We start from the raw sequence: 21377 nt of genomic DNA, 5'->3' as shown, positions 1-21377 counted from the left end.
TATAAATAGGTCTTTTCATTTTGATAAATCGTGAATGGGCTAAGCTTTTTTTAGCTTTTTCTTTAATTTTTTCAGAGCAGAATTATGCTTTGAAATTTTGTTCAACCTCGCTTTAATTTCCTTTTTAAGTGATTTGGTTTTCTTAGACAAATTCATCTCCTTCTCGTCTACGTATAAAACTTAAATTTCGATCAATTAGAAAATCGTTTGACCAAATGAACTTTGACTCACAAAGTCTTTAGCCTATTAATGATGTTGTTGACGCTGATTTCGTTGATGTGGCTGTTGTTTCTGTTTCTTTTGGTCTTGTTGCTGTTGCTGATCATTTTGCTGCTGTTGTTGATCAGATTGTTGGTTTTGTTGATGCTGTTTACGAGACATTTCATTTCTCCTTATCATCATAAGTGTCACAATGTACTGTTACTAGATGTACATCTACTCAAGGACAACAACCAATGTACCGCTAATTTTCATGGAACCAACCCGATAAATGTTTCGAATTACGTCATTGTAAAATTTCTGGAGAATAATTAATTTGAAATCAATCCCCCTCTATTTTCTGCATTACTTAAGTTCACTCGAATAGTGCGGTTTTAAACTTTTAGTAACATGACAAGCATGCCAGACCATCTGATTGATTGCGTGAAGTCACCTTTTGAGTGCTGTTTTTTGAATGGTATTGAGAAGCTATGATTCTGTGTTTTTAATGTTTAGTCCTAAAAAAGAATTGAATCATTCAGTCCTTTTTTCACCTAGCATTTTTTACACCTAGATTGGCAAATAAAGTTAGTCCATATGCTCAATGATGGCTTGTCCAAACTCCGAACAACGTAATAGTTTTGCACCTTGCATGAGTCGTTCAAAATCATAGGTCACCGTTTTGGCTTCAATCGCACCCGCAATACCTTTAATAATTAGATCTGCCGCTTCTGTCCAGCCCATATTTCGCAGCATCATTTCTGCAGACAAAATAATAGACCCCGGGTTTACTTTGTCTTGACCCGCATATTTAGGCGCAGTGCCATGTGTCGCTTCATATACTTGTACCGCGCCACCAATATTGGCACCCGGTGCAATACCAATGCCGCCAACTTCAGCCGCCAAGGCATCCGAAATATAGTCACCGTTTAAATTCAGGGTAGCAATAACTGAATAATCGGTCGGACGCATGAGAATCTGCTGTAAAAAAGCGTCCGCGATCACATCTTTAATCACGATCTCTTTGCCAGTTTTCGGATTTTTTATTTTGACCCAAGGACCACCATCTAGCAATTCACCACCAAAGCGCTCAAGTGCGACTTCATAACCCCACTCTTTAAACGCCCCTTCGGTATATTTCATTATATTACCTTTGTGCACCAAAGTGACATTCGGCTTATCATTATCAATGGCAAATTGAATGGCTTTACGCACCAAACGCTGAGAACCTTCTTTAGATACAGGCTTAATACCGATACCGCAATTTTCCTCAAAGCGAATCTTGGTGACGCCCATTTCCTCTTTAAGAAATTTGATCATTTTCTTGGCTTCAGGTGAATCTGCTTTCCATTCGATCCCAGCGTATATATCTTCTGAGTTCTCTCGGAAGATCACCATGTCTGTACGTTCAGGATGCTGAACAGGTGAAGGAACGCCCTTAAACCAACGTACTGGGCGCACACAGACGTAGAGATCTAATTCTTGACGTAGTGCAACATTTAGCGAACGAATGCCACCACCGACAGGCGTCGTTAACGGCCCTTTAATTGAAACCACAAATTCGCGTAAAGCCTCAAAGGTTTCTTCGGGCATATAGGTGCCATAAATTTTATTGGCTTTTTCACCACAATAGACTTCCATCCATTCTATGGCACGTTTTCCACCATAAGCTTTTTGTACTGCGGCATTCACCACGGTTTTCATCACGGGCGTGATATCAACACCTATACCATCGCCTTTAATAAACGGAATAATTGGATTATTGGGAACATTGAATGATAAGTCTGAATTTACTGTAATTTTTATCCCATCCACTGGAACGACGATCTTCTGATAACCCATTTTTATGATCCTCCCTGAGAAGCGAGTGAAAAAATAATTGCTGTTTGATAAGACTTTTAATTGCGCTTCACGCATAATACTCTAAAGCAAATCTACCTTTTTTGAGATTTAGATGGGAAATAGCTGCATTTCCCTATTGAATAAATCTTAACCAATTTGAATTATTGTATTTAATAGAAGTTATTTCCTATGAAAATCGTCATCTTAAACAAGCCATATGACGTGCTCTCCCAATTCCGTAAAGACGAAGCGCATATGACCATATCTGACTTCGTGGACGATCCTAGTCTACGTATTGCAGGTCGTTTAGATATGGACTCTGAAGGTTTGGTATTTTTAACTGATCATGGTGGTTTAAATCAGTACATTACCAACCCTGAAAATAAAAAGTTCAAAACCTACTTAGTGCAAGTCGATGGTGACATCACAGAAGATGCGCTTGAACAATTGCGTAAAGGCGTTGAGCTGAAAGACGGTATGACTTTGCCAGCCAAGGCCATCAAAGTTCAACAACCTGAATGGTTATGGGAACGTGATCCTCCTGTACGTTTCCGTGCAAACATTCCAACCTCTTGGGTTGAAATCCAAATTTGTGAAGGCCGTAACCGCCAAGTTCGTCGTATGACTTCAGCAGTGGGTTTCCCGACTTTACGTTTAATTCGTACACGTATTGGTGCAATCGATTTAGTTCAATTGGCTTTAGAACCAGGTGAAACCAAAGAAATTGAGCCTTTACTGTACCCTGACTTTCAAAACGTACCTGCAGAAGAACCTTACCGTTCGCGCTCTTATGTGAAAAAACCAGGCGGTACAGGTGGTAAGCCAATGGTTCGTAAGAATAAAGATGGCTCAGTGAAAAAGTCTGGTACAAAACGTATCTGGCAAATGGATGAGAGCGAAAAACCAAAACGCCGTACCAATGGTACAACTCGTCCGAATACTAAAGCCCCTCGTGGCCGCGGTCGTAACGGACGTTGATAAAAAGCTTCAAAAATGGCCTACAATCTACGTAGGCCTTTACATTTTTTTATAAACCTAACAATTATTTAAGATTATTTTCATATTTCGACACTATAATAAGTTATAACAATATAAACGTTGATTATTTGAACTTCAAAAATGAGCAGCACATCTACACACAATAGAAGCAAAGTATTAATTATTCATGACAACCGAATTGGACATTTAAATCCTGCTCTCGCTGTTAGTGAAATGATTGAGAAGCGCTTTTATCTACAATCTGAGCAGTTTGCAATTCCTACTTTACCTAAGCGTACAGTGAGCGTTTTTAAGAAACTGTCTCATTTCCCGAATTTATTTCGCACACTCGGGCGCTTATACTTTAAATTCTTGCCAAGAAATTTAGAGCATACCGACGTTATCGTCTGTTCAGGTATGCCTAATTTAATTTATGCCGCTTATTTATCTCAACGTTTCAATATCCCACTTATTTATGCAGGCGGTACACGTAAATTTAATTGGCGACTTATTGATTGGACTATTACGACGATTCCAGAAGATCATTCTGGTAGACAAATCATTATTCCTACAGGTGCTGTACCTTCTAAAATTACTCGCTTAGCGCATATTCCGTCGAATCATGAAGCATGCCTGTTAATTGGTGGACCGACAAAAGAGTACCCTTTTACCCATCAAGACTTTGAAGAGATGATTCAGCAATTTGTTCAATTCGCAGATCACCATCAAATTCAGGCGTCAGTCGTATGTTCTCGTAGAACACCTGCGTTATCAGAACATGTGATTCAAATGTTAAAAGATAAAAATATTGAGCTTGTGAATACTTATTCTAAAACTTCTATTTGCGATGTGTTAAAGCGAAGTGAATATATTTTTGTTACTGAAGATAGTGCAACGATGTTATCCGAATCAATCCAAACCGGTCGTATTGTGATTTCAATTTGTCGTGAATATTCTGAAAAAGATGAAATTATTCAAAATTATTTAGATCTCGAATTAATACAACGTAAAACTATTGGGCAGATTACTGAAGCTGCATATATCAAGCCAAAATTAAATGCTCAGCATATTGAACAAATCGTGACTCAACAACTTGCAGAAGATTTGAGGGCAAAATCCCAAGAACTAAGCTTTTATAAATGTCATGCAAAAAAAGCTGTTATCTATTAATTAAAGATTTTATTCGGTAGAAATTAAAGCTCACGCATGTGGGCTTTAATTAATAGTATAGGTAATAGTGCACTACTAGACTAAACAATTAAATTGGTCATCTGAATAATTGTTCTGCTGTTAAAAAATTAATATATTAAATGAATACCTTATGCATAACTATTGAACTATTCTTACTTTTGCGCCACTCTAAGAAAAACAACCTATTGTAATTTATAAAATATGTTTTCAAAAATTAAATTCGGCATCTTTAAAATAATTCTCGATACACATATTTTAATTTTTTTAATATTCGCTTTCATCTTCATTCATTATTTATTTATACTTTTCTTTCGGTAACAAACTTTTTAATCTTAGTAAAAACTATGAACACTTAAATTTTATAAGTTCTCTTTTAGCATCAAGTGCTACAACTTTTGCCGCTGTTACTGCAGCAATACTCGTTTTGAATTGGAAACAACAACATAATTTATCTTTAATTTCAAAATTGATTTCCGATGTTTGGGATCTACATAGTAAATTTACTTCAGAAATTTACAAATTAGCTTATGGCTTCTCCATTCATACAACTGAGGATGAATATAAATCTATTTATTCCGAACTGGTTCAGATAGCTGTTCCTTTACGAACAAAAGCACAACAATTACAAATTCTTTTTGAAGGAAAAATTGATCATAAGAGCTGGGAACTACTTCAAAACTATATAAACTATCTAGAATATTTTTATCCATGGAATGCTATAGACTTTTTAGAGTTTAGGGATTGCCGACATGATTTCAATACTGAATTTAGGCATGCAGATTCTTCAATAATACATGTTTGCCAAAAATACATATCTTTAGAATAAAACCCATACCAAGCATGGGTTTTACATCGTTTTTATAGCTTATGCAAATTATGCTGTTTTCGCGAAGTTTCCATTTCCTATTAGACGTACCTGCTCTTCTTCACGGCGCATAATCACTTTACCATTCCGCACACTTAACACCGCTTTGGCTTGATTGGCGACAACATCATAATCATTCTGCCCCGGCAAAATAATAAAACTTGCAGGGCGGCCAACTTCTATCCCGTATTGATTACCCAAGCACAGTGTTTTCGCAGAATTGTCCGATACAAAATCTAAGCAGCGCTGTAAATCTTCATAGCCCAGCATATGGCAAATGTGCAGACCCGCATCCAAAATGCGCAGAATATTGCCATTGCCTACTGGATACCACGGGTCACGAATTGAATCCTGAGCAAAACTAATATTCATACCTGCACGGTCAATTTCTGCAACTCGGGTTAATCCACGGCGTTTAGGATAAGTATCAAAACGGCCCTGCAAATGAATACTTTCAGTTGGGCAGGAAATAAAATTAATCTTCGAGCGTTTTAGCAAGCGGAATAACTTATAGCAATACGCATTATCATAAGATCCCATAGCCGTAGTGTGGCTGGCTGTGACACGCTCCCCCATGCCGCGTACACGCGCTTCATCAGCAAGTACTTCTAAAAAACGCGATGCAGGATCATCAATTTCATCACAATGTACATCGACTAAACGATCATATTTTTCAGCTAAATCCATCAGAAAATGTACTGAGCTCACCCCTTTTTCACGGGTATATTCAAAGTGCGGAATACCGCCAACCACATCTGCACCCAGCTTGATTGCTTCTTCCATCAAGCCGCGGCCATTTTTATAAGATTCAATTCCTTCTTGCGGAAAAGCCACAATCTGCAGATTTACTTTAGATTTAATTTCGTCTTTCACTTCTAGCATCGCGTGCAGTGCAGTAAGCGCAGGATCTGTAACATCCACATGAGTCCGCACATGCTGTATACCGTGCGCCACCAGCATATCCACGGTTTTTTTCGCACGAAGTTTAGTATCTTCAAAAGTAATAGTTTCTTTACGTTGCCCCCAGCGCTCAATGCCTTCAAACAGCGTACCCGACATATTCCATTCAGGCTCACCCGCTGTCAGTACGGCATCAAGATGAATATGCGGATCAATCATTGGCGCCATAAGCAGCTGCTGTTTGGCATCAATAATTTGTGAAAATTCTCCGTTTGGATTGTCATTGCTTTGAAGCACACCATCTTGCAATTCAATACGGTCAAATTTTCCATTGCTATAGGCAACTGTATACAATCCCTCTTTATGGCGTAATTTTGCATTAATCACTTTCGCGCTTGCTGTATTCATCTCTGTATTTCCTATTTCAATCTATATAAATTAGTGGGTCATGTGCCAAATCAGCAAAGCAACAGATGCATTCAGCCTAAAATTGGCATGGCTAATGGCCTGACCTGTTAGTGCTTCAATTTTTTGAATGCGCTGATTTAAAGTGTTGCGGTGAATGCCTAGACGCTGTGCAGATGCATTCAAGTTGCCATTTTCTTTCAGTACGGCATCCAAGGTTTCCAGCAGCAGATAAGGATGTTTTTTGTCACTGAGCAGCAACATGCCTATGGTTTCCTGCATAAATTGCTGAATGACTGATTTATTTGGAATGGCTTTGAGCAATTTCAAAATGCCTAAATTTTTGTAGAGACAAATACCATTTTCTGCCTGCACATCTAAAGCAATATCCTGCGCCTGCGAGGCTTCCCAAAAACCGCGCTGAAAAGCGACGGCGGAATTGACTTGATTGGACAGTCCTGCAAAAACTTTTAGCTCAGCATCTAAAGTGTTCAAATGTTCAATGAGGCTGGATAATGCTTTCATCCAATCTTCAAGGCTGTCATGTTCTAAAGACAGTACTGCAGTAAATTGATCGCCTTGCCGGATAACGGGAAAAACCTGCTGATGCTGCTTGCACCAACTGTCCAGTTGCTCATAACACTGCTGCTTCCGCTGATACAGCTGAGATTCCAGAGATTGTTCACCGCCTTGAAACAAAGCTTGCATATTGCCTAATTTAAAGACTGCAATAGCATGCCGACCCAGCACAGGCAGATCCAAATATTTGGCTCTCAGCTGTATGGTTTCTAAAGAGGGATAATCCCCCATTAATAGCTGTGTCAGTACATCCTGCGCAGATTTTTTTACTTGAGAAAGCTGAACTAAGCGTGTGCCAATGATATGCGTGACTTCAATCATTTTCAGGCTGTACGGCTGTTCAATTAAAGGCAGCTGCAATTCTTCAGCGCGCTGAATCACGCTAGGCGGAATTACATGAATAAACTCTGCACCAGTCATGACCACTAAGCCTGAAACATTACGCTGTGAAGCCTGTTCCAGCAAAGCCAGCAAGTTGTTTTCATCTCGCACATAATTAATGCCTGTGACAAAAACCAGCTCACCACTTTCAATCCAGTCTGCAATACTTTCATTTTCCGCAACATAAAACCAGCGTACGGTTTTATGCACATTGCTTTGCCCTGCCCGCAGTTTCATTTCATACAGGGCTGGCAGATTAAGCACATCTTGCACACTCATGCTCATGGCTTACTCCGCCGCCTGCTGTAATACAGCCTGCTTAACTGGAAAGAGCGCATTCAGTACGGAATAGCATATAAATGCCACTGCTATACCAACAAGTGGCGCAATCCAAGGCGATGTATACGCGCAAACTGCACCCAAGCTGTAAGCAATCAGTCCAATCCAATTAAAGTTAGGCAATTGAGCTTCTGCCAAACGTGGATATTTTCCCTTATAGCGCACCCAATAGTCCGCCATAATTACGCCACCCACAGGCGGAATAATTGCACCCAGCAGTAATAAAAATGGAATCAGCAGCTCATACATACCCATCACCGCGAGAATGATGCCGACCACAGCAGAAATCATAACCATGGTTTTACGACGTTCACTGCGTACCAAATGGCATGCTGCTGCAGAGACGTTGTAAATCGTTGGCCCTTGAATCGTCCAGAGGTTCAGACACAGCATAATAATGGCTGCTAGGGATAAGCCCTGCAAAATAAGCACTTCCACAATATCTGATTGCTGATAAACAATTGCCATCCATGCCCCAGCTAGCACCATTAGGCCATTGCCAATAACAAAACTAATCAGGCAGGCCCAAACAGCTACTCGGCTACTTTTCGCCATACGTGTCCAATTGGTGATTTGTGTTGCACCACTAGCAAAAGTGCCAAAAACCATGGTAATTGCTGTCGCATAAGTCAGGCTTTCCATCGGTTGAACACTGTTTAAACCTTCCCAGCCGCCAATTTCTTTGGTTGCTAGGTAAATTGAACCCAACAATAAAAGGAACATTAAGGGAATAGATACTCGAGAAAGATATTCCAAGCCTTTAAAGCCAATCAGCGCAGTAATAGAAAAGCCCAAGCCAAACATCACCATCAGTGGAATATTCCATGCTTCTGGCAAATGAATAATCTTGGCTAAGGAAATAGCTAAAGTTGCTGTGCCCCATGCAAACCAGCCCAGCTCCGCAAAGCCCAATAAAAAGTCGGACAATTTACTGCCTAAATTGCCAAAGCAGAAACGCCCCATAAGTACGGTATTTAGTCCGCTGCGAGCAGAAATTAGACCCAGTGATGCGGCATACAGCGCCAGCAGTAAATTACCAATCGCAGTAATCCAAAGAATATCGATAAACTCAAAAGCGACACCAATTTTGCCGCCAGCAAACATCGTTCCCGTAAAAAACGTAAAACTGAACAGTACCAAAGCGATAGGCAAGAACCCTTTACGCTGCGTATCTGGTGTTTCGGTCAGCGGACTTTCATCATGTTCATTCATAAGCACACCCTGCAAATGATTCATTAAGGAATACGCCTCAATTGCAAAAGCTGTGCCGAGTTTAATAAGGGCTAAATTGCATTATTTTTCATTCATTTTATGTGCAAAATGCATATATTTTTTAATGTATATCCTTAATTGGCGCAACAAAACTGTGCATCATTCACAAGCAATGCACTCAATGCTGGGCAAAAAAAGGATGCCTCAGCATCCTTTTTCCAGTCATTCAATTTTTAGCTTAAATTAGGCCTTCAACCACTTCTCAGCTTTAGCCTGATCTTCCACTTTAAGTTCAACTTCAGTTAATTCTGAACCTGCCGCCTTCACTTCAAAGCTCATCAGCTCATCACGGCGGAATGCTAGTACGGTATAAGTTCCGTCTTGCTTGGCATATTTTTCTGCCAATTTAACCGTCGCTTTTAGACCATCAATTGCAATAATCACATCGTTCGCAGACAAGCCAGCTTTTGCAGCTGCACCATCACGGCGAGCGGACTGAACCAACATTCCTTCAGGCTTATCAGCAAGTTTTAGACCAAATGGCAATGATTTGTCATTTTTAAGCGTATAGCTCAAGCCAAACTCAGGGAATAATTGGTCTAACGGCAATTCATCCGTAGTATTAATCAAATGATTGATTTGTTCTAACCAATCATCACCCGTCAATTCATTGCATAAATTGAAAATAGTCCGTTCATTCACTTGAATGCCGTTTTGTGCGTTTTCATATAGCTTACGCATTAAGGCATCAAGACTTGAACCACGTAGGCGTAAGCCAAGATCTAAACACAGCGCCACGAGGCAGCCTTTATTATAGTAACTGGTACCTGCATTATTTGAGTTTTCATCCTGACGGTAGAATTTCACCCATGCATCAAAGCTTGATTCAGCAACGGTTTGAATTTCACGACCCGGATTTTGCAAATAGCGATCAATTTGTGCTTTTAAAAGCTTGATATAAGAATCCTGATTAATCACACCGCTACGCAGTAAAATCAAATCATCATAATACGATGTAAAACCTTCAAAAATCCAAAGCAAAGAAGTGTAGCCTTCTTTGTTCAAATCATAATTCACAAAGTTTTCTGGACGGATAAATTTTACTAACCATGAATGGAAATATTCATGGCTGCATAAACCTAAGAAACGTTGATAATCTGCCGAAGGCTCTACAGGTTCATTGGCTTTTGGTAAATCATCACGCGGGCTAATTAAACTCGTACTGTTTGGATGTTCCAAACCACCATAGCTATTCGCCGTTGCCATGGTCATAAAGGTATAGTCTTTAAATGGTGCTGAACCAAACATGGAAATTTCTGTCGAACAAATTTTTTCGATGTCTTGCTGCATACGCTGCGCGTTCATAGCATGTTTGCCCGAAACCACAAATTCGTGTGGAATGCCGTTGGCTTCAAAACTGAAACGGGTTTGTTCCGCCAATTCAAACGGTGCATCAATCAACTGAGCATAGTTATCTGCATATAAGGTATAACGACCTTTCACTAAACTTTTTGACTTTAATCCTGTCGCAAGTTGGAAATGCTTTAACTCGGGTGGCAAGAATACTTCAACCTCAATGGCTGTATGTTCTTGGTCAACTAAACCTAAACATGCGCAAGCTGGATTGACGTATAAACGGCTTTGATCAACATAAGCACCACGGACTGACAAATCGAAGGCATATACATCATATTCAACCGTGATCAACTCATGATCTGTATTAAATAAGCGCCATTTATTTTTTTCAAATTTCTCTATTTGTAACAAACGCCCATCTTCATCATAAGCTCGAACAGCTTCGATATGCTTCGAAAATTCTCGGATTAAGTAACTTCCGGGAATCCAAGTTGGTAAAGAAAGCACCTGTGTTGGATTTGCCAAGAAACGTGCAGTGACATGGACTAGATGCTGACGATAATCGTCAAATTCGATTTGATAATGCAACATAATGGGCGATATAAAATTAGTAAAAGATAACTTATCAATTAGATTAACATTTTTTACAACTGAATGCGGAACTGTCGCAATTGTCTACAATTATGACTAGTCAGCAGAAAAAAAAAGGCATAGCATGCCTAAAAATTTTTTCGTTTTACCACCAACGGAATGGTTGGTTAAGGAACCTCATTGAAACACGTGATCTACCTCATCGCGCTGCTTAGTTTTCTATGCTCCACGATAGCAAATGCTGCCCTTTTAAATATTGTCCCTGAAACTGTTGAAGCTGAAGCTTGGACCATTTTAGACCCTCAGTCGGGTCAGGTGATTGCAGAACATAATAGCCATGTTCAGCGTGCCCCTGCTTCGCTTACCAAAATGATGGTGGCTTATATTGCTCTAAAGGAAATTAAAGCAGGTCATTTAAAGAAAAATGAAATCCTAACCGCAACCCCAGTTGTACAAGTGGTTCAATGGGATGAATCACAAATGTATCTCAAAGCAGGCGAACAAATTTCAGTTGATCAGCTTTTAGCAGGTCTTGTGGTCATGTCTGCCAATGATGCCGCTGTGACTTTAGCTGAACGCATTTCTGGTGATATTCCAAAATTTATTGAACGCATGAACAAAGAAGCTAAAGCTTTGGGCATGAATGATACCAATTTTCAAAATCCAGCCGGTATTACCATGCCAGAACATTATTCATCGGCGGCTGACCTTGCACGTTTAGGGCAAGCACTTGTTACCGAAACACCTGATTATTTAAATTATTCTAAACAACAAAGTTTTAGTTATAACCAACGCTTCCACCGTGCAACCAATATCTTATTAAAACAAGATCCCACCGTTGATGGCTTAAAAACAGGTTTTACTAAAGCTGCAGGTTATAATTTAGCTTTAACAGCCAACCGTTTGATCGCGAATCCTGACGCGCCAGAACGTCGTTTGATTGTTGTGGTATTAGGGGCAAAAAGTGGATTAAAACGTGCAGAAGTAGCACACAACCTCATGAACTTGGCTTATACCTATACACGTAATGAAGTTGCAATCAAAGATAAGCAATTAATTGCAGAATTACCTGTGGTTAAATCAACCTTGAAAATATTTAAGGTAGAAACTCAACAACCTAAACTGATTACAACTTCACTTTATGATCAAGCTTATGCCATCGATTTAAAAGCTTTTGACCCTACACAGCAACGTATTCTTTTAAATACCGGCAATGGTCAAATTCAAGCCATTGAACCACTTCATGAAACACAGACTAAACTGAGTGTTGAAGTAAATGAAAAAGAACTCACTGCGCCTTTAGCTGAAGTGATGAAATTAGCGACCGTTACGGTTTATCAAAATAACCAATTGATTAATACCTTTGATATTGAAGATGACGTGCAAATTGAAGAAGCCAATATTTTTGAGCGTTTCATGATGTGGATCAAAGGTCTTTTTAGCATCTTTAATACGGATTCAGCAGAAGTTAAAACCTACCCTCTAGGTCAATGATGTGATTATGTAACTTGTAAGACAATTCGTTATTCGTGCAAAAAAGAAGATGGCATACTCGTGCCATCTTCTTTTTTTTCAACAATAATAAAATAGGTAATTCAATGAATAACGCTGATGACTCCAAGTTACACCATATTGTCATTGTCGGTGGTGGTGCCGGTGGTTTAGAACTGGTCACTCAACTCGGTGATTTACTCGGGAAAAAAAAGAAAGCACGCATTACCCTCGTAGATATGAAACTCACGCATGTCTGGAAACCCCTTTTACATGAAATTGCCGCAGGGACGATGTCGGTTAGTGAAGAAGAAATTAACTACTATGCACATGCTGCGAAGCATCATTATGAGTTTGTCTTGGCTAAGTTTGAGAATGTTCATCCTACTGAAAAAACCATTCAGCTTAGCAAAGTCCAACAAGGTAAATATGAACCTACTCAAGAACAACTGCAACTGAGTTATGACACCCTTGTTCTTGCTTTAGGCTCAGTTTCCAACGATTTCAACACGCCGGGCGTGTATGAACATTGTCACTATTTGGACAGCCTGCAACAAGCTGAAATCTTCCAACAAGATCTCTTACAGTTGTATTTGGATGCACAAAATAGTAATACAGCACGTGAGTTGAAAATTGCCATTATTGGCGCAGGTGCAACGGGTGTTGAACTTTCAGCAGAATTGGTTGAAGCAAAAAATAATTTTTATAAATATGGTTTAAATAAAATTCATTCTCAAAGCGTACAGATCAATTTGATTGAAGGTGCTGATCGGATTCTGCCTGCACTCCCTGAAAAAATGGCCGAGCATGCACAGCAGCAATTACAACGCATGAAAATTGAGGTCTTAACCTCTAAACGTGTGGAAAAAGTCGATGCTGAACATGTTTATTTTAATGATGGAAGCAAAATTAAAGCCGAACTAAAAGTTTGGGCGGCAGGCATTAAAACACCAGAAGTAATTTCTAAACTTGAAGGCTTTGAAAAAGACCGCATGGGGCGTTTAAGTGTATATGCAACATTACAAACTAAGGCACACCCAGATATTTTCGCGTTTGGTGATTGTGCACATTGCCAACCGCGTGCAGATGAGCCTGTCCTCGGCCCACGCGCTCAAGTTGCTAGCCAACAAGCGTCATTTCTCGTGGATTGTTTAAAGGCGCGTATCCGTGGTCAACAACTCCCAATGTTCGTATTTTCAGACAAAGGCTCCCTAGTCTCATTAAGCAAGCATAAAGCGGTTGGTGAACTTTTAGGTCAGGTCAATGTTCAAGGCTTTGTTGCCAAATCAATGTACGTTTCACTTTATCGAATGCATCAAGCCACAATTTACGGCTACGCACATGCAGGACTATTAACGGCTAAAGATTTTGTTACACGAAAAATTGCGCCTAAAATTAAATTGCATTGAAATTTACAGATTTGCCCCGATTAATGAAAAAATCATCATAAACATTTAAAAATTGCATTTTTTTGATAAATTTAGTCTACAAAAGTGCAATTTCACTTTATGATGTAACCCTTAAAAAATTGAATGGATCAATAACATGACTGCTATTGCAAATAACTCTGTGGTTTCTTTCCACTACACATTGACTAATGCAGAGGGTGAAACTCTCGACCAATCTCAAGGTGAGCCACTAGCATATTTGCACGGCGCTGGTAACATCATTCCAGGTCTTGAAAAAGCTCTTTTAGGCAAAACAGTTGGTGAAAAATTCACTGTAACTGTACCTGCTGCCGAAGGTTATGGCGAATACAACCCTGATCTCGTTCAAGAAGTTCCTGCTCAAATGTTCCAAGGCGTGGACAACATCCAACCAGGTATGCAATTCCAAGCTCAAACTGATGATGGCGTTCAAATCGTGACAGTTAAAGCTGTTGAAGGCGACAACGTTGTTGTTGATGCAAACTTTCCACTTGCTGGTCAAGATTTAACTTTCGAAGTTGAAATCGTTGAAATCCGTGAGGCTTCTGCTGAAGAACTTGAACACGGTCACGTACACGGTGCAGGCGGTCACCACCACTAAGATCTTCTGATCTCTAGTGCAAAAAGGCAAAGTTTTTACTTTGCCTTTTTTATTGCGCCTGATATAGGTATGCCATATAAGAACTTTTCAAACTATTAAATACAAAAAAGCAGGCCACGGCCTGCTTTTTTAAAACGGATAATTAATTCTTATGAATTAACGACGTTGGTTATAAATCTGCTGCGCTGCAGGTAGATTTTTACGCATCGCTTCAATACGTTGTGAGTTTGATGGATGCGTAGACAGGAATGATGAACCTCCCGCACCTTCAAGCTTGTTCATTTTTTCCCAAAGTGTAATCGCCGCTTGTGGGTTATAACCTGCACGTGCCATTAACATTAAACCACCTTGGTCAGCACGGCTTTCCAAAGAACGTGAATACGGTAACCCTATACCGATTTGACTACCTAACTGCGCAGCAGCAGTGCCCAATTGACCGACATTATTGCCTGCGGCACTTAAACCAATATTCAGCGCAAGATCCGTTAAGGCTTGAGCACCCAATTTGCTTTTTGCATGTTCTTCAAGAGCATGGACCATTTCATGTCCCATAACCGCCGCAATTTCTGCATCAGTTAAATTTAGTTTATTGACGATACCTGTATAAAATACAACTTTACCGCCTGGAGCGACAAAGGCATTGACTTGGTCTGATTTCATGACTGCCAATTGCCATTGGAACGCTTGACCCGTTTGGTTCATTTGGTCTGCAAATGGGCGAAGTTTGAGAAATACTGAATTAATTCGTTTATACGTACTTGATGAAGTATCTAACTGATTTTTAGAACGCGCATCCGCCACCATTTTGTTATAACTTTGTGTTGCTTGCGCGTTCAATGTAGCAGTATCCGCTCCTGCCATATCTGCCACTGTCGCACAGCCCGAAATCGTCATTACACCGGCCATACACAGGCTCGTTAGAATTATTTTTTTCATTAAGGATACTCCAGACCATTAAAATATAAGTGAATTTATGGATATTATATTCTTATGGTTTGGAGCTTAAAACGAAGTTATAGCGACTTATAATAGTATTTATGTAATTTTTTTAAGCTGAAAATTGAAGAACCAACCAATAGATTAAACAAACCACATTCAAGCCCAAATACACATGCATTAATGGCTTAATTTTTTCTTCTAACTGCACATTTTTTCGCTTAAAAAATAAGACAGCATTTTGTATCAAAACTATGGGTACAAGAATACAGGCAATAATCACCGACAACCCAATCAGGGCTTGATAAATTAATTGTGGATCTTGAGTTTGGGCACGAATAATCATCATGGCAATGGTAGGTGCTCCCCCCATCGCAAATAATAAAGAATAAAAAATGGTGGTCGAAATATTCTTTTGCATCCTGCACTTCTCTTCCTAATTCAAATTGCATTTTAGCAACTCAACACAATGTGTATAGCGTACTAAAATGCAACTTTAGTCTTGAAAACAGCCGATATTAACGACGCACACTCGAAGGTGTCGCATTTTTATAATATTGCTGTGCTTCTGGCATCATTTTTTGCATAGCAGCAATACGGTCATTATTGCTTGGGTGTGTAGACATAAATTTGCTCAGTGCATCATTGCCACTGTTGTCATTTGCATTCATTTTTTTCCACAACGAGATCGCTGCTTCTGGGTTGTATCCAGCTTTTGCCATCATCACTAGGCCACCTTTATCCGCGCGGCTTTCCAAATTACGTGAATACGGTAAGCCCACACCGAACTGACTACCCAAATCAAGCAAGGTTGCACCATAGCCGCCTGCAGCATTGCCTACATATTGTGAACCGATACTCACCGCAAGATTGGTCAGTGCTGAAGCGCCAATTTTATTTTTTGCATGTTCTTCTAAAGCATGAACCATTTCGTGACCCATGATTGCTGCGACTTCATCATCCGTGAGTTTGAGGGTTTCGACGATTCCTGTATAGAAAACAACTTTCCCGCCGGGTGCAACATAGGCATTGATTTCTTTAGACTTGATCACGGCAACTTTCCAATCAAAAGCCTGACCCGTTTGATTCATCTGATCTGCAAATGGTTTCATTTTCCAGAAAACACGGTTTACTTTTTGATAAGTCGCAGACTTGGTATCGAGCACTTGTTTGGTCTGAGCGTCTTTCAGCATTGCGTTATAAGACTGTGTTGCCTGTAAGTTCAAAGATGCAGAATCAGCACCTGCAAGATCAGCAATCGTGGTACAACCTGATAAAGAAGCTGCTACGGCAAAGCATGCCAAAGATTTTTTATAATTCATCATGATCTCTAGTTATTTATAAAGAGTGTCAAATATATACAAAAAATTGACTGACTCAATATTTTTATGCTTATTTTTTCAAAATCTTTATTTTTCCATCATTTAAATTTAATCAACTTTTTTGAAGTTGTATTCTTCGTTATATAAAAAAGCCCCGCTTTCGCGAGGCTTTTACATCTTAATTCAACAACATTATGCGTCGAATGGATGACGTAATACGATTGTTTCATCTCGGTCTGGACCAGTTGAAATGATGTCGATTGGACATTCAATCAATTGCTCTAAACGTTTCACGTAGTTAATTGCATTTTGTGGCAATTGATCTAGTGATTTCGCACCGAAAGTAGACTCAGACCAACCTGGCATAGTTTCGTAGATCGGTTTTAAAGTTTCAAATGCAAGCGCATCAGAAGAACCTACACAACCAGAATCAGCTGCTTCGTAACCTACACAGATTTTCACTTCTTCTAAACCATCTAGAACGTCTAGTTTAGTTAAGCAAATACCAGAAAGTGAGTTTACTTCTACTGAACGACGTAGAATTTCAGCATCGAACCAACCACAACGACGTTGACGGCCAGTAGACGCACCAAATTCAGAACCTACAGTACCCAAGTGTTTACCGATCGCATCACCAACATCGTTAGCAGCATCATAAACAAGTTCAGTTGGGAACGGACCTGCACCTACACGAGTTGTGTACGCTTTAGTAATACCCAATACATAGTCAAGGTGTAATGGACCAAGACCTGAACCAGAGCTTACGCCACCAGCAGTTGTATTTGAAGATGTAACATACGGATATGTACCGTGGTCAACGTCAAGAAGTGAACCTTGCGCGCCTTCAAACATGATTTTCTTACCTGCTTTACGGTAAGCATGAAGTTCACCAGTCACGTCCATCACCATAGGTTCGATGACTTTACGCCATTCGTCACATAGAGCGATCACATCTTCAACTTTAACTGCTTCAACACCGAAGAATTGAGTCAATTGGAAGTTATGGTATTCAAGAAGCTCTTCAAGTTGAGCTTTAAGATGAGCACCACCACGAACCAAGTCAGCAACACGGATTGCACGACGAGCCACTTTGTCTTCGTATGCAGGACCGATACCACGACCTGTAGTACCAATTTTCGCATTGCCACGTTTTTTCTCACGTGCTTGGTCAAGTGCGATATGGTGTGGAAGGATCAACGGACAGTTTGGAGAAATACGTAGACGTTCACGTACAGGCACGCCTTCTTTTTCTAAAACTTCCATTTCATGGATTAAAGCTTCAGGTGATAAAACAACACCATTACCAATTAAGCACAATACGTTGTCACGTAAAATACCAGATGGAATGAGGTGTAATACAGTTTTCTTACCACCAACCACAAGTGTATGACCTGCGTTGTGTCCGCCTTGATAGCGAACTACCGCAGCCGCTTGATCTGTGAGCAGGTCGACGATCTTACCTTTACCTTCGTCGCCCCATTGGGTACCAAGTACCACAACATTCTTGCCCATAATAGCCTCATTGCATCATGCTGTTAAAATTGGAAAAAACGTGTGTGCCCGCAGGCACATCCGCGATTAAATTTGTTTGATTGTCCACTCGCCATTTGCATTCACCAACTGGTGCGTTGCATACGGTGCTGAGCTTAAATCATCATTACCTAACAATTGAACCACACTGAACCCTTCAGTACGTGCTGCCTCAATTGCCTTTAATAAATCTGCTTCGATGCCTTTTGGTGCAACCAAAACTTGGCTTTTCTGAACTTGACCAGCAGTTAATGCATATAAGTCACAAGAGAAACCTGTTGCTGGACGCGCACGACCGAAGTGTTCACCAATACCGTCATAGCGACCGCCTTGAGCCAAAGGCGCAGCACGGTTTGGTGCATATACGGCATACATTAAACCAGTGTGATAATGGTATGAACGAAGTTCAACCACATCTATACCAATGTGTAAGTCTGGCCAACGGGCTTGGATTGCCGCTTGAGTCGATTTCACAGCATCAAAAGCCAGTTTAAATGCTTCATTTGCCAATACATCAGCCGTTAAATTGGCTTGCAATGCATCTAAGTCACTTGCAAAACGACCTAATGTATAGAAGTCAGCACCATTTGGAATGCTTTGTGTGAATTCAGCAAGTTCAGGTAGCGCTTTACGTTGATACAAGTCAGATAACTGACGTTCAACCGCTTTACTCAAGCCAGCTTGTTTTACCATGCTGCGGAATAAACCGACATGCCCTAAATCAAGATGGATACCATCTGCATGACCTGCTTTAGCAAGCAAGTTGATCATGACATCAATCAGTTCAACGTCAGCATCAATGCTGTCTGAACCAAATAATTCTGCACCTAACTGTAAAGGTGCACGTGTGGTATTAAAACCCTGTGGTTTAGTATGTAGTACTGTACCAGCGTAGCAATAACGAGCTACACCTTCGACAGGATGTACATGCGCATCAATACGAGCCACTTGTGGTGTCATATCGGCACGCACACCAAGCAAACGACCTGAAAGTTGATCGATCACTTTAAAAGTGGCTAAGTCTAAATCTTGATTCGATTCTGAAAGAGAAGATAGAGATTCGATGTATTCAATGAATGGCGTGTACACCAACTGATAACCTCGAGATGCGAGGAAATCTAATGCTTCACGACGCAAAGATTCAATCACTTGCGCCTGTTCTGGCAGTACATCAGCTACACCATCAGGTAATAACCATGTCTCTGAAATGGGCATGTTGTAAACCTAAATTCTTGTCAGCGCGGAACAAATCCGCATAAAAAAATCGGGAGCACACCCGATTTCTCCTAGTTTAGCACGATAGTTTTACGCTTGCACACGACTTTTTCATAAAAGATGCTTCAGCATTCATTACTTCATCTACAGCTTTAACTCTTACAACTAAATCTATGTTTATGCTTATATTTTAAAATCCTATGAACGTTATTTTTTAACCATTTGATAAAAAATAATAAGCGTCCTACTTTCTATAGATGAAGTTTTAAACAAAGTTATAAAATATGATCAGGCTCAATAACTTAATTTAAGACACGAACATCAATCCAATGGAAGCGCTGTAGTTTGTTTAACGGCCTGTAACGGTATCTCTGTTTTTACATTTTGCACACTGGCAATCTGCGTTAAATGATGAATCTGAAACTTTCGATAGGCTTCTAAATCTGCCACGACGATACGTAAGAAAAAGTCACAATCCCCTGCCATGAGTTGACATTCAACCACCTCAGGCATCGTTTGAATCGCTGCGACAAAATCATTCACGGTTTTTGCATCTTGACCTTTTAGCCAAATCCGCGCAAATACCGTTAAACTTAAATTCATTTTTGACTGATTCAGTAAAGCCACATATTTCTCAATATAGCCTTCATCTTCTAGTTGCCTAACCCGCCTCAAACACGGCGAAGGTGATAAACCAACTAGTTGGGCCAATTCATTATTTTGTAGTTTTCCATTTTGCTGTAATGCTTGCAAAATGCGTTTATCTATCTGATCCATCAATAAAGGCACTAAATTTCACAATAATCTTTATTTTAGCAATTTTATTGCACAATAAAAGCAATCTTCCATAAAATAGCTGCCAAATGCTGCTCAGATATCCATAAAATATTGCTTTCGATCTCGCTTCATGGAAAACGTCATGTTGATGTTTAGACAAAGTACACTCAATCACACCCACTCACAGCATTCTATTGAGTTTAAACGAGGTCTAAAAACATCTATTCCAATGCTGCTGGGCATTATTCCTTTTGCATTAGTTTTGGGTGCTCAGGCAACACATAAAGGCTTTTCTAGTTTAGAAGTTCCGCTTTTGACTGGCCTTAACTTTGCCGGTGGTTCTGAATTTGCCATTTTGGAAGTTTGGACCAATCCCCCTAATATTCTCATGCTGATGTTTATTACGTTTTTAGTGAATAGTCGGCACCTATTAATGGGGGCGAGCCTTGTCCCGTATTTACGACATCTCCCGAATCGCACGGTTTATACCGCTTTATTTTTTATGTGCGATGAAAGTTGGGCCGTAGGTTTGGCCGATGCGCAAAAAAAATCTAATGCTTTGGGAATTCAGCGCGCCTTTAGTTTAATGTTCTATGCAGGCTTATGCTGTGCTCTATATTTGATGTGGGTCGGCTTTACCACTTTAGGAGCAATGATCGGACCGATACTTGGCGATATTAGTCGACTTGGTTTTGATATGGCCTTCCCTGCTGTATTTCTTGTTTTACTACGTGGCATGTGGAAAGGCTTTAAAGCGGCGCGTCCATGGCTGGTCAGTTTGATTGCCGCATCTCTGGCTTATTTGTATCTCCCTGCGGGCTGGTATGTTCCGATTGGCGCAGTTACGGGTATTGCTTCTGCATTTTTCCTAATTGGAGATGATGTATGATCCACTCTAGCACCCTGATCGCGATTCTATTTATTGCCTTAACCACTTACCTGACCCGTATCTTGGGTTATGTGTTACTGAAAAACCGTAGCCTCACCAACAAACAACGTCAAATTATGGAAGTTGTTCCCGGCTGTGTGTTGATCTCAGTGATCGCGCCTTATTTTGTTAAAGATAATCCTGCTGATTTGATCGTGATGGCCATTACCCTATTTGCAGCATCACGTTTTTCATTATTGCCTACCGTTGTGATTAGCATGCTTTCAGCAGCCGTGTTAAGACAAATTTTGATTTAGTCCCATACGATCATATGTTGAAAAACGCGTGAACTACGATTTGAACCCAATGACAA

20 protein-coding genes are annotated in these 21377 nt (G+C 40.1%); 8 read left to right on the top strand and 12 right to left on the bottom strand.

Annotation, left to right across the window (positions count from 1 at the left end; genetic code table 11):
- Positions 1-246: 246 nt before the first annotated feature.
- Both FTU05_RS17940 and icd read right to left on the bottom strand, forming a co-directional pair.
- The gene (locus FTU05_RS17940; RefSeq protein ID WP_257230115.1) at positions 247-381 is read right to left on the bottom strand and encodes a hypothetical protein; all 135 of its coding nucleotides are present in this window, start codon (positions 379-381) and stop codon (positions 247-249) included.
- A 405-nt stretch (positions 382-786) separates the two neighbouring features.
- The gene (icd, locus tag FTU05_RS11165) at positions 787-2040 is read right to left on the bottom strand and encodes an NADP-dependent isocitrate dehydrogenase (protein ID WP_180165341.1); all 1254 of its coding nucleotides are present in this window, start codon (positions 2038-2040) and stop codon (positions 787-789) included.
- A 189-nt stretch (positions 2041-2229) separates the two neighbouring features.
- Between icd and FTU05_RS11160 the strand changes: the two genes are divergently transcribed.
- The 3 genes from FTU05_RS11160 (at position 2230) to FTU05_RS17935 (ending at position 5035) form a co-directional block, all read left to right on the top strand.
- Positions 2230-3018 carry an rRNA large subunit pseudouridine synthase E gene (locus FTU05_RS11160; RefSeq protein ID WP_180042117.1) on the top strand — a complete coding sequence of 263 codons (789 nt, stop codon included), beginning with the start codon at positions 2230-2232 and terminating at the stop codon, positions 3016-3018.
- A 141-nt stretch (positions 3019-3159) separates the two neighbouring features.
- Positions 3160-4188 carry an ELM1/GtrOC1 family putative glycosyltransferase gene (locus FTU05_RS11155; RefSeq protein ID WP_180165339.1) on the top strand — a complete coding sequence of 343 codons (1029 nt, stop codon included), beginning with the start codon at positions 3160-3162 and terminating at the stop codon, positions 4186-4188.
- A 445-nt stretch (positions 4189-4633) separates the two neighbouring features.
- Positions 4634-5035 carry a hypothetical protein gene (locus FTU05_RS17935; RefSeq protein ID WP_180184048.1) on the top strand — a complete coding sequence of 134 codons (402 nt, stop codon included), beginning with the start codon at positions 4634-4636 and terminating at the stop codon, positions 5033-5035.
- 48 nt (positions 5036-5083) lie between these two features.
- Here the strand turns inward: FTU05_RS17935 and codA are convergent, their stop codons facing one another.
- The 4 genes from codA to FTU05_RS11130 all read right to left on the bottom strand — a co-directional run bounded on the left by codA (position 5084) and on the right by FTU05_RS11130 (position 10837).
- Positions 5084-6382 carry a cytosine deaminase gene (codA, locus tag FTU05_RS11145; protein WP_180042324.1) on the bottom strand — a complete coding sequence of 433 codons (1299 nt, stop codon included), beginning with the start codon at positions 6380-6382 and terminating at the stop codon, positions 5084-5086.
- A 30-nt stretch (positions 6383-6412) separates the two neighbouring features.
- Positions 6413-7624, bottom strand: coding sequence for a PucR family transcriptional regulator (locus tag FTU05_RS11140; protein ID WP_180165337.1), 1212 nt, complete (start codon positions 7622-7624; stop codon positions 6413-6415).
- A gap of 3 nt (positions 7625-7627) precedes the next feature.
- Entirely contained in the window at positions 7628-8914 is a 1287-nt protein-coding gene (gene codB / locus FTU05_RS11135; RefSeq protein ID WP_257230114.1) for a cytosine permease, read from the bottom strand.
- A 219-nt stretch (positions 8915-9133) separates the two neighbouring features.
- Positions 9134-10837, bottom strand: a complete 1704-nt coding sequence (locus FTU05_RS11130; RefSeq protein ID WP_078194379.1) for a M61 family metallopeptidase — start codon at positions 10835-10837, stop codon at positions 9134-9136.
- A gap of 180 nt (positions 10838-11017) precedes the next feature.
- Here FTU05_RS11130 and FTU05_RS11125 point away from each other — a divergent pair, with 180 nt between their 5' ends.
- From FTU05_RS11125 to FTU05_RS11115, 3 genes are all read left to right on the top strand, one after another.
- On the top strand, positions 11018-12331 hold the full coding sequence (locus FTU05_RS11125; protein ID WP_180165335.1) for a D-alanyl-D-alanine carboxypeptidase PBP6B: 1314 nt from the start codon (positions 11018-11020) through the stop codon (positions 12329-12331).
- 104 nt (positions 12332-12435) lie between these two features.
- Entirely contained in the window at positions 12436-13737 is a 1302-nt protein-coding gene (locus tag FTU05_RS11120; RefSeq protein ID WP_180165333.1) for an NAD(P)/FAD-dependent oxidoreductase, read from the top strand.
- Positions 13738-13873: 136 nt separating this feature from the next.
- Positions 13874-14356 (top strand): peptidylprolyl isomerase, encoded by a 483-nt coding sequence (locus FTU05_RS11115; RefSeq protein WP_078194383.1) that lies wholly within the window; start codon positions 13874-13876, stop codon positions 14354-14356.
- A 156-nt stretch (positions 14357-14512) separates the two neighbouring features.
- Here FTU05_RS11115 and FTU05_RS11110 read toward each other — a convergent pair whose 3' ends face one another.
- The 6 genes from FTU05_RS11110 to FTU05_RS11085 all read right to left on the bottom strand — a co-directional run bounded on the left by FTU05_RS11110 (position 14513) and on the right by FTU05_RS11085 (position 20136).
- Positions 14513-15292, bottom strand: a complete 780-nt coding sequence (locus tag FTU05_RS11110) for a M48 family metallopeptidase (RefSeq protein ID WP_111885895.1) — start codon at positions 15290-15292, stop codon at positions 14513-14515.
- 112 nt (positions 15293-15404) lie between these two features.
- Positions 15405-15713, bottom strand: a complete 309-nt coding sequence (locus FTU05_RS11105; RefSeq protein ID WP_078194385.1) for a hypothetical protein — start codon at positions 15711-15713, stop codon at positions 15405-15407.
- 97 nt (positions 15714-15810) lie between these two features.
- Complete coding sequence (locus tag FTU05_RS11100) at positions 15811-16614, bottom strand: M48 family metallopeptidase (RefSeq protein ID WP_078194387.1); 804 nt, start codon at positions 16612-16614, stop codon at positions 15811-15813.
- A 192-nt stretch (positions 16615-16806) separates the two neighbouring features.
- Positions 16807-18126: an adenylosuccinate synthase gene (locus FTU05_RS11095; RefSeq protein ID WP_078189071.1), complete on the bottom strand. Its 1320-nt coding sequence runs from the start codon at positions 18124-18126 to the stop codon at positions 16807-16809.
- 66 nt (positions 18127-18192) lie between these two features.
- On the bottom strand, positions 18193-19359 hold the full coding sequence (locus FTU05_RS11090) for an ATP phosphoribosyltransferase regulatory subunit (protein ID WP_078189072.1): 1167 nt from the start codon (positions 19357-19359) through the stop codon (positions 18193-18195).
- A 321-nt stretch (positions 19360-19680) separates the two neighbouring features.
- The gene (locus FTU05_RS11085; RefSeq protein ID WP_180020870.1) at positions 19681-20136 is read right to left on the bottom strand and encodes an Lrp/AsnC family transcriptional regulator; all 456 of its coding nucleotides are present in this window, start codon (positions 20134-20136) and stop codon (positions 19681-19683) included.
- 142 nt (positions 20137-20278) lie between these two features.
- Between FTU05_RS11085 and FTU05_RS11080 the strand changes: the two genes are divergently transcribed.
- Both FTU05_RS11080 and FTU05_RS11075 read left to right on the top strand, forming a co-directional pair.
- Positions 20279-21025 carry an AzlC family ABC transporter permease gene (locus tag FTU05_RS11080; protein ID WP_180165331.1) on the top strand — a complete coding sequence of 249 codons (747 nt, stop codon included), beginning with the start codon at positions 20279-20281 and terminating at the stop codon, positions 21023-21025.
- Positions 21022-21321 carry an AzlD family protein gene (locus tag FTU05_RS11075; RefSeq protein ID WP_180003989.1) on the top strand — a complete coding sequence of 100 codons (300 nt, stop codon included), beginning with the start codon at positions 21022-21024 and terminating at the stop codon, positions 21319-21321. The genes FTU05_RS11080 and FTU05_RS11075 overlap by 4 nt, the downstream gene beginning before the upstream one ends.
- Positions 21322-21377: the final 56 nt, after the last annotated feature.

Origin of the sequence: Acinetobacter sp. YH12049 (assembly GCF_013419875.1) — a bacterium.
Lineage (GTDB): Bacteria > Pseudomonadota > Gammaproteobacteria > Pseudomonadales > Moraxellaceae > Acinetobacter > Acinetobacter amyesii.
The sequence above is the reverse complement of the archived record's forward strand: the minus strand, read 5'-3'. Positions and strand labels throughout refer to the sequence as shown.

Excerpts from the sequence above, each read along its gene's own strand:
- FTU05_RS11080 (WP_180165331.1), top strand. The coding sequence starts at position 20,279 with ATGTTGATGTTTAGACAAAGTACACTCAATCACACCCACTCACAGCAT.
- FTU05_RS11130 (WP_078194379.1), bottom strand. The coding sequence starts at position 10,837 with ATGTTGCATTATCAAATCGAATTTGACGATTATCGTCAGCATCTAGTC.
- icd (WP_180165341.1), bottom strand. The coding sequence starts at position 2,040 with ATGGGTTATCAGAAGATCGTCGTTCCAGTGGATGGGATAAAAATTACA.
- FTU05_RS11100 (WP_078194387.1), bottom strand. The coding sequence starts at position 16,614 with ATGAATTATAAAAAATCTTTGGCATGCTTTGCCGTAGCAGCTTCTTTA.
- FTU05_RS11075 (WP_180003989.1), top strand. The coding sequence starts at position 21,022 with ATGATCCACTCTAGCACCCTGATCGCGATTCTATTTATTGCCTTAACC.
- FTU05_RS11155 (WP_180165339.1), top strand. The coding sequence starts at position 3,160 with ATGAGCAGCACATCTACACACAATAGAAGCAAAGTATTAATTATTCAT.
- FTU05_RS11085 (WP_180020870.1), bottom strand. The coding sequence starts at position 20,136 with ATGGATCAGATAGATAAACGCATTTTGCAAGCATTACAGCAAAATGGA.
- FTU05_RS11090 (WP_078189072.1), bottom strand. The coding sequence starts at position 19,359 with ATGCCCATTTCAGAGACATGGTTATTACCTGATGGTGTAGCTGATGTA.
- FTU05_RS17940 (WP_257230115.1), bottom strand. The coding sequence starts at position 381 with ATGTCTCGTAAACAGCATCAACAAAACCAACAATCTGATCAACAACAG.
- FTU05_RS11160 (WP_180042117.1), top strand. The coding sequence starts at position 2,230 with ATGAAAATCGTCATCTTAAACAAGCCATATGACGTGCTCTCCCAATTC.
- FTU05_RS11120 (WP_180165333.1), top strand. The coding sequence starts at position 12,436 with ATGAATAACGCTGATGACTCCAAGTTACACCATATTGTCATTGTCGGT.
- FTU05_RS11115 (WP_078194383.1), top strand. The coding sequence starts at position 13,874 with ATGACTGCTATTGCAAATAACTCTGTGGTTTCTTTCCACTACACATTG.
- FTU05_RS11140 (WP_180165337.1), bottom strand. The coding sequence starts at position 7,624 with ATGAGCATGAGTGTGCAAGATGTGCTTAATCTGCCAGCCCTGTATGAA.
- FTU05_RS11105 (WP_078194385.1), bottom strand. The coding sequence starts at position 15,713 with ATGCAAAAGAATATTTCGACCACCATTTTTTATTCTTTATTATTTGCG.
- codB (WP_257230114.1), bottom strand. The coding sequence starts at position 8,914 with ATGAATCATTTGCAGGGTGTGCTTATGAATGAACATGATGAAAGTCCG.
- FTU05_RS11110 (WP_111885895.1), bottom strand. The coding sequence starts at position 15,292 with ATGAAAAAAATAATTCTAACGAGCCTGTGTATGGCCGGTGTAATGACG.
- codA (WP_180042324.1), bottom strand. The coding sequence starts at position 6,382 with ATGAATACAGCAAGCGCGAAAGTGATTAATGCAAAATTACGCCATAAA.
- FTU05_RS11095 (WP_078189071.1), bottom strand. The coding sequence starts at position 18,126 with ATGGGCAAGAATGTTGTGGTACTTGGTACCCAATGGGGCGACGAAGGT.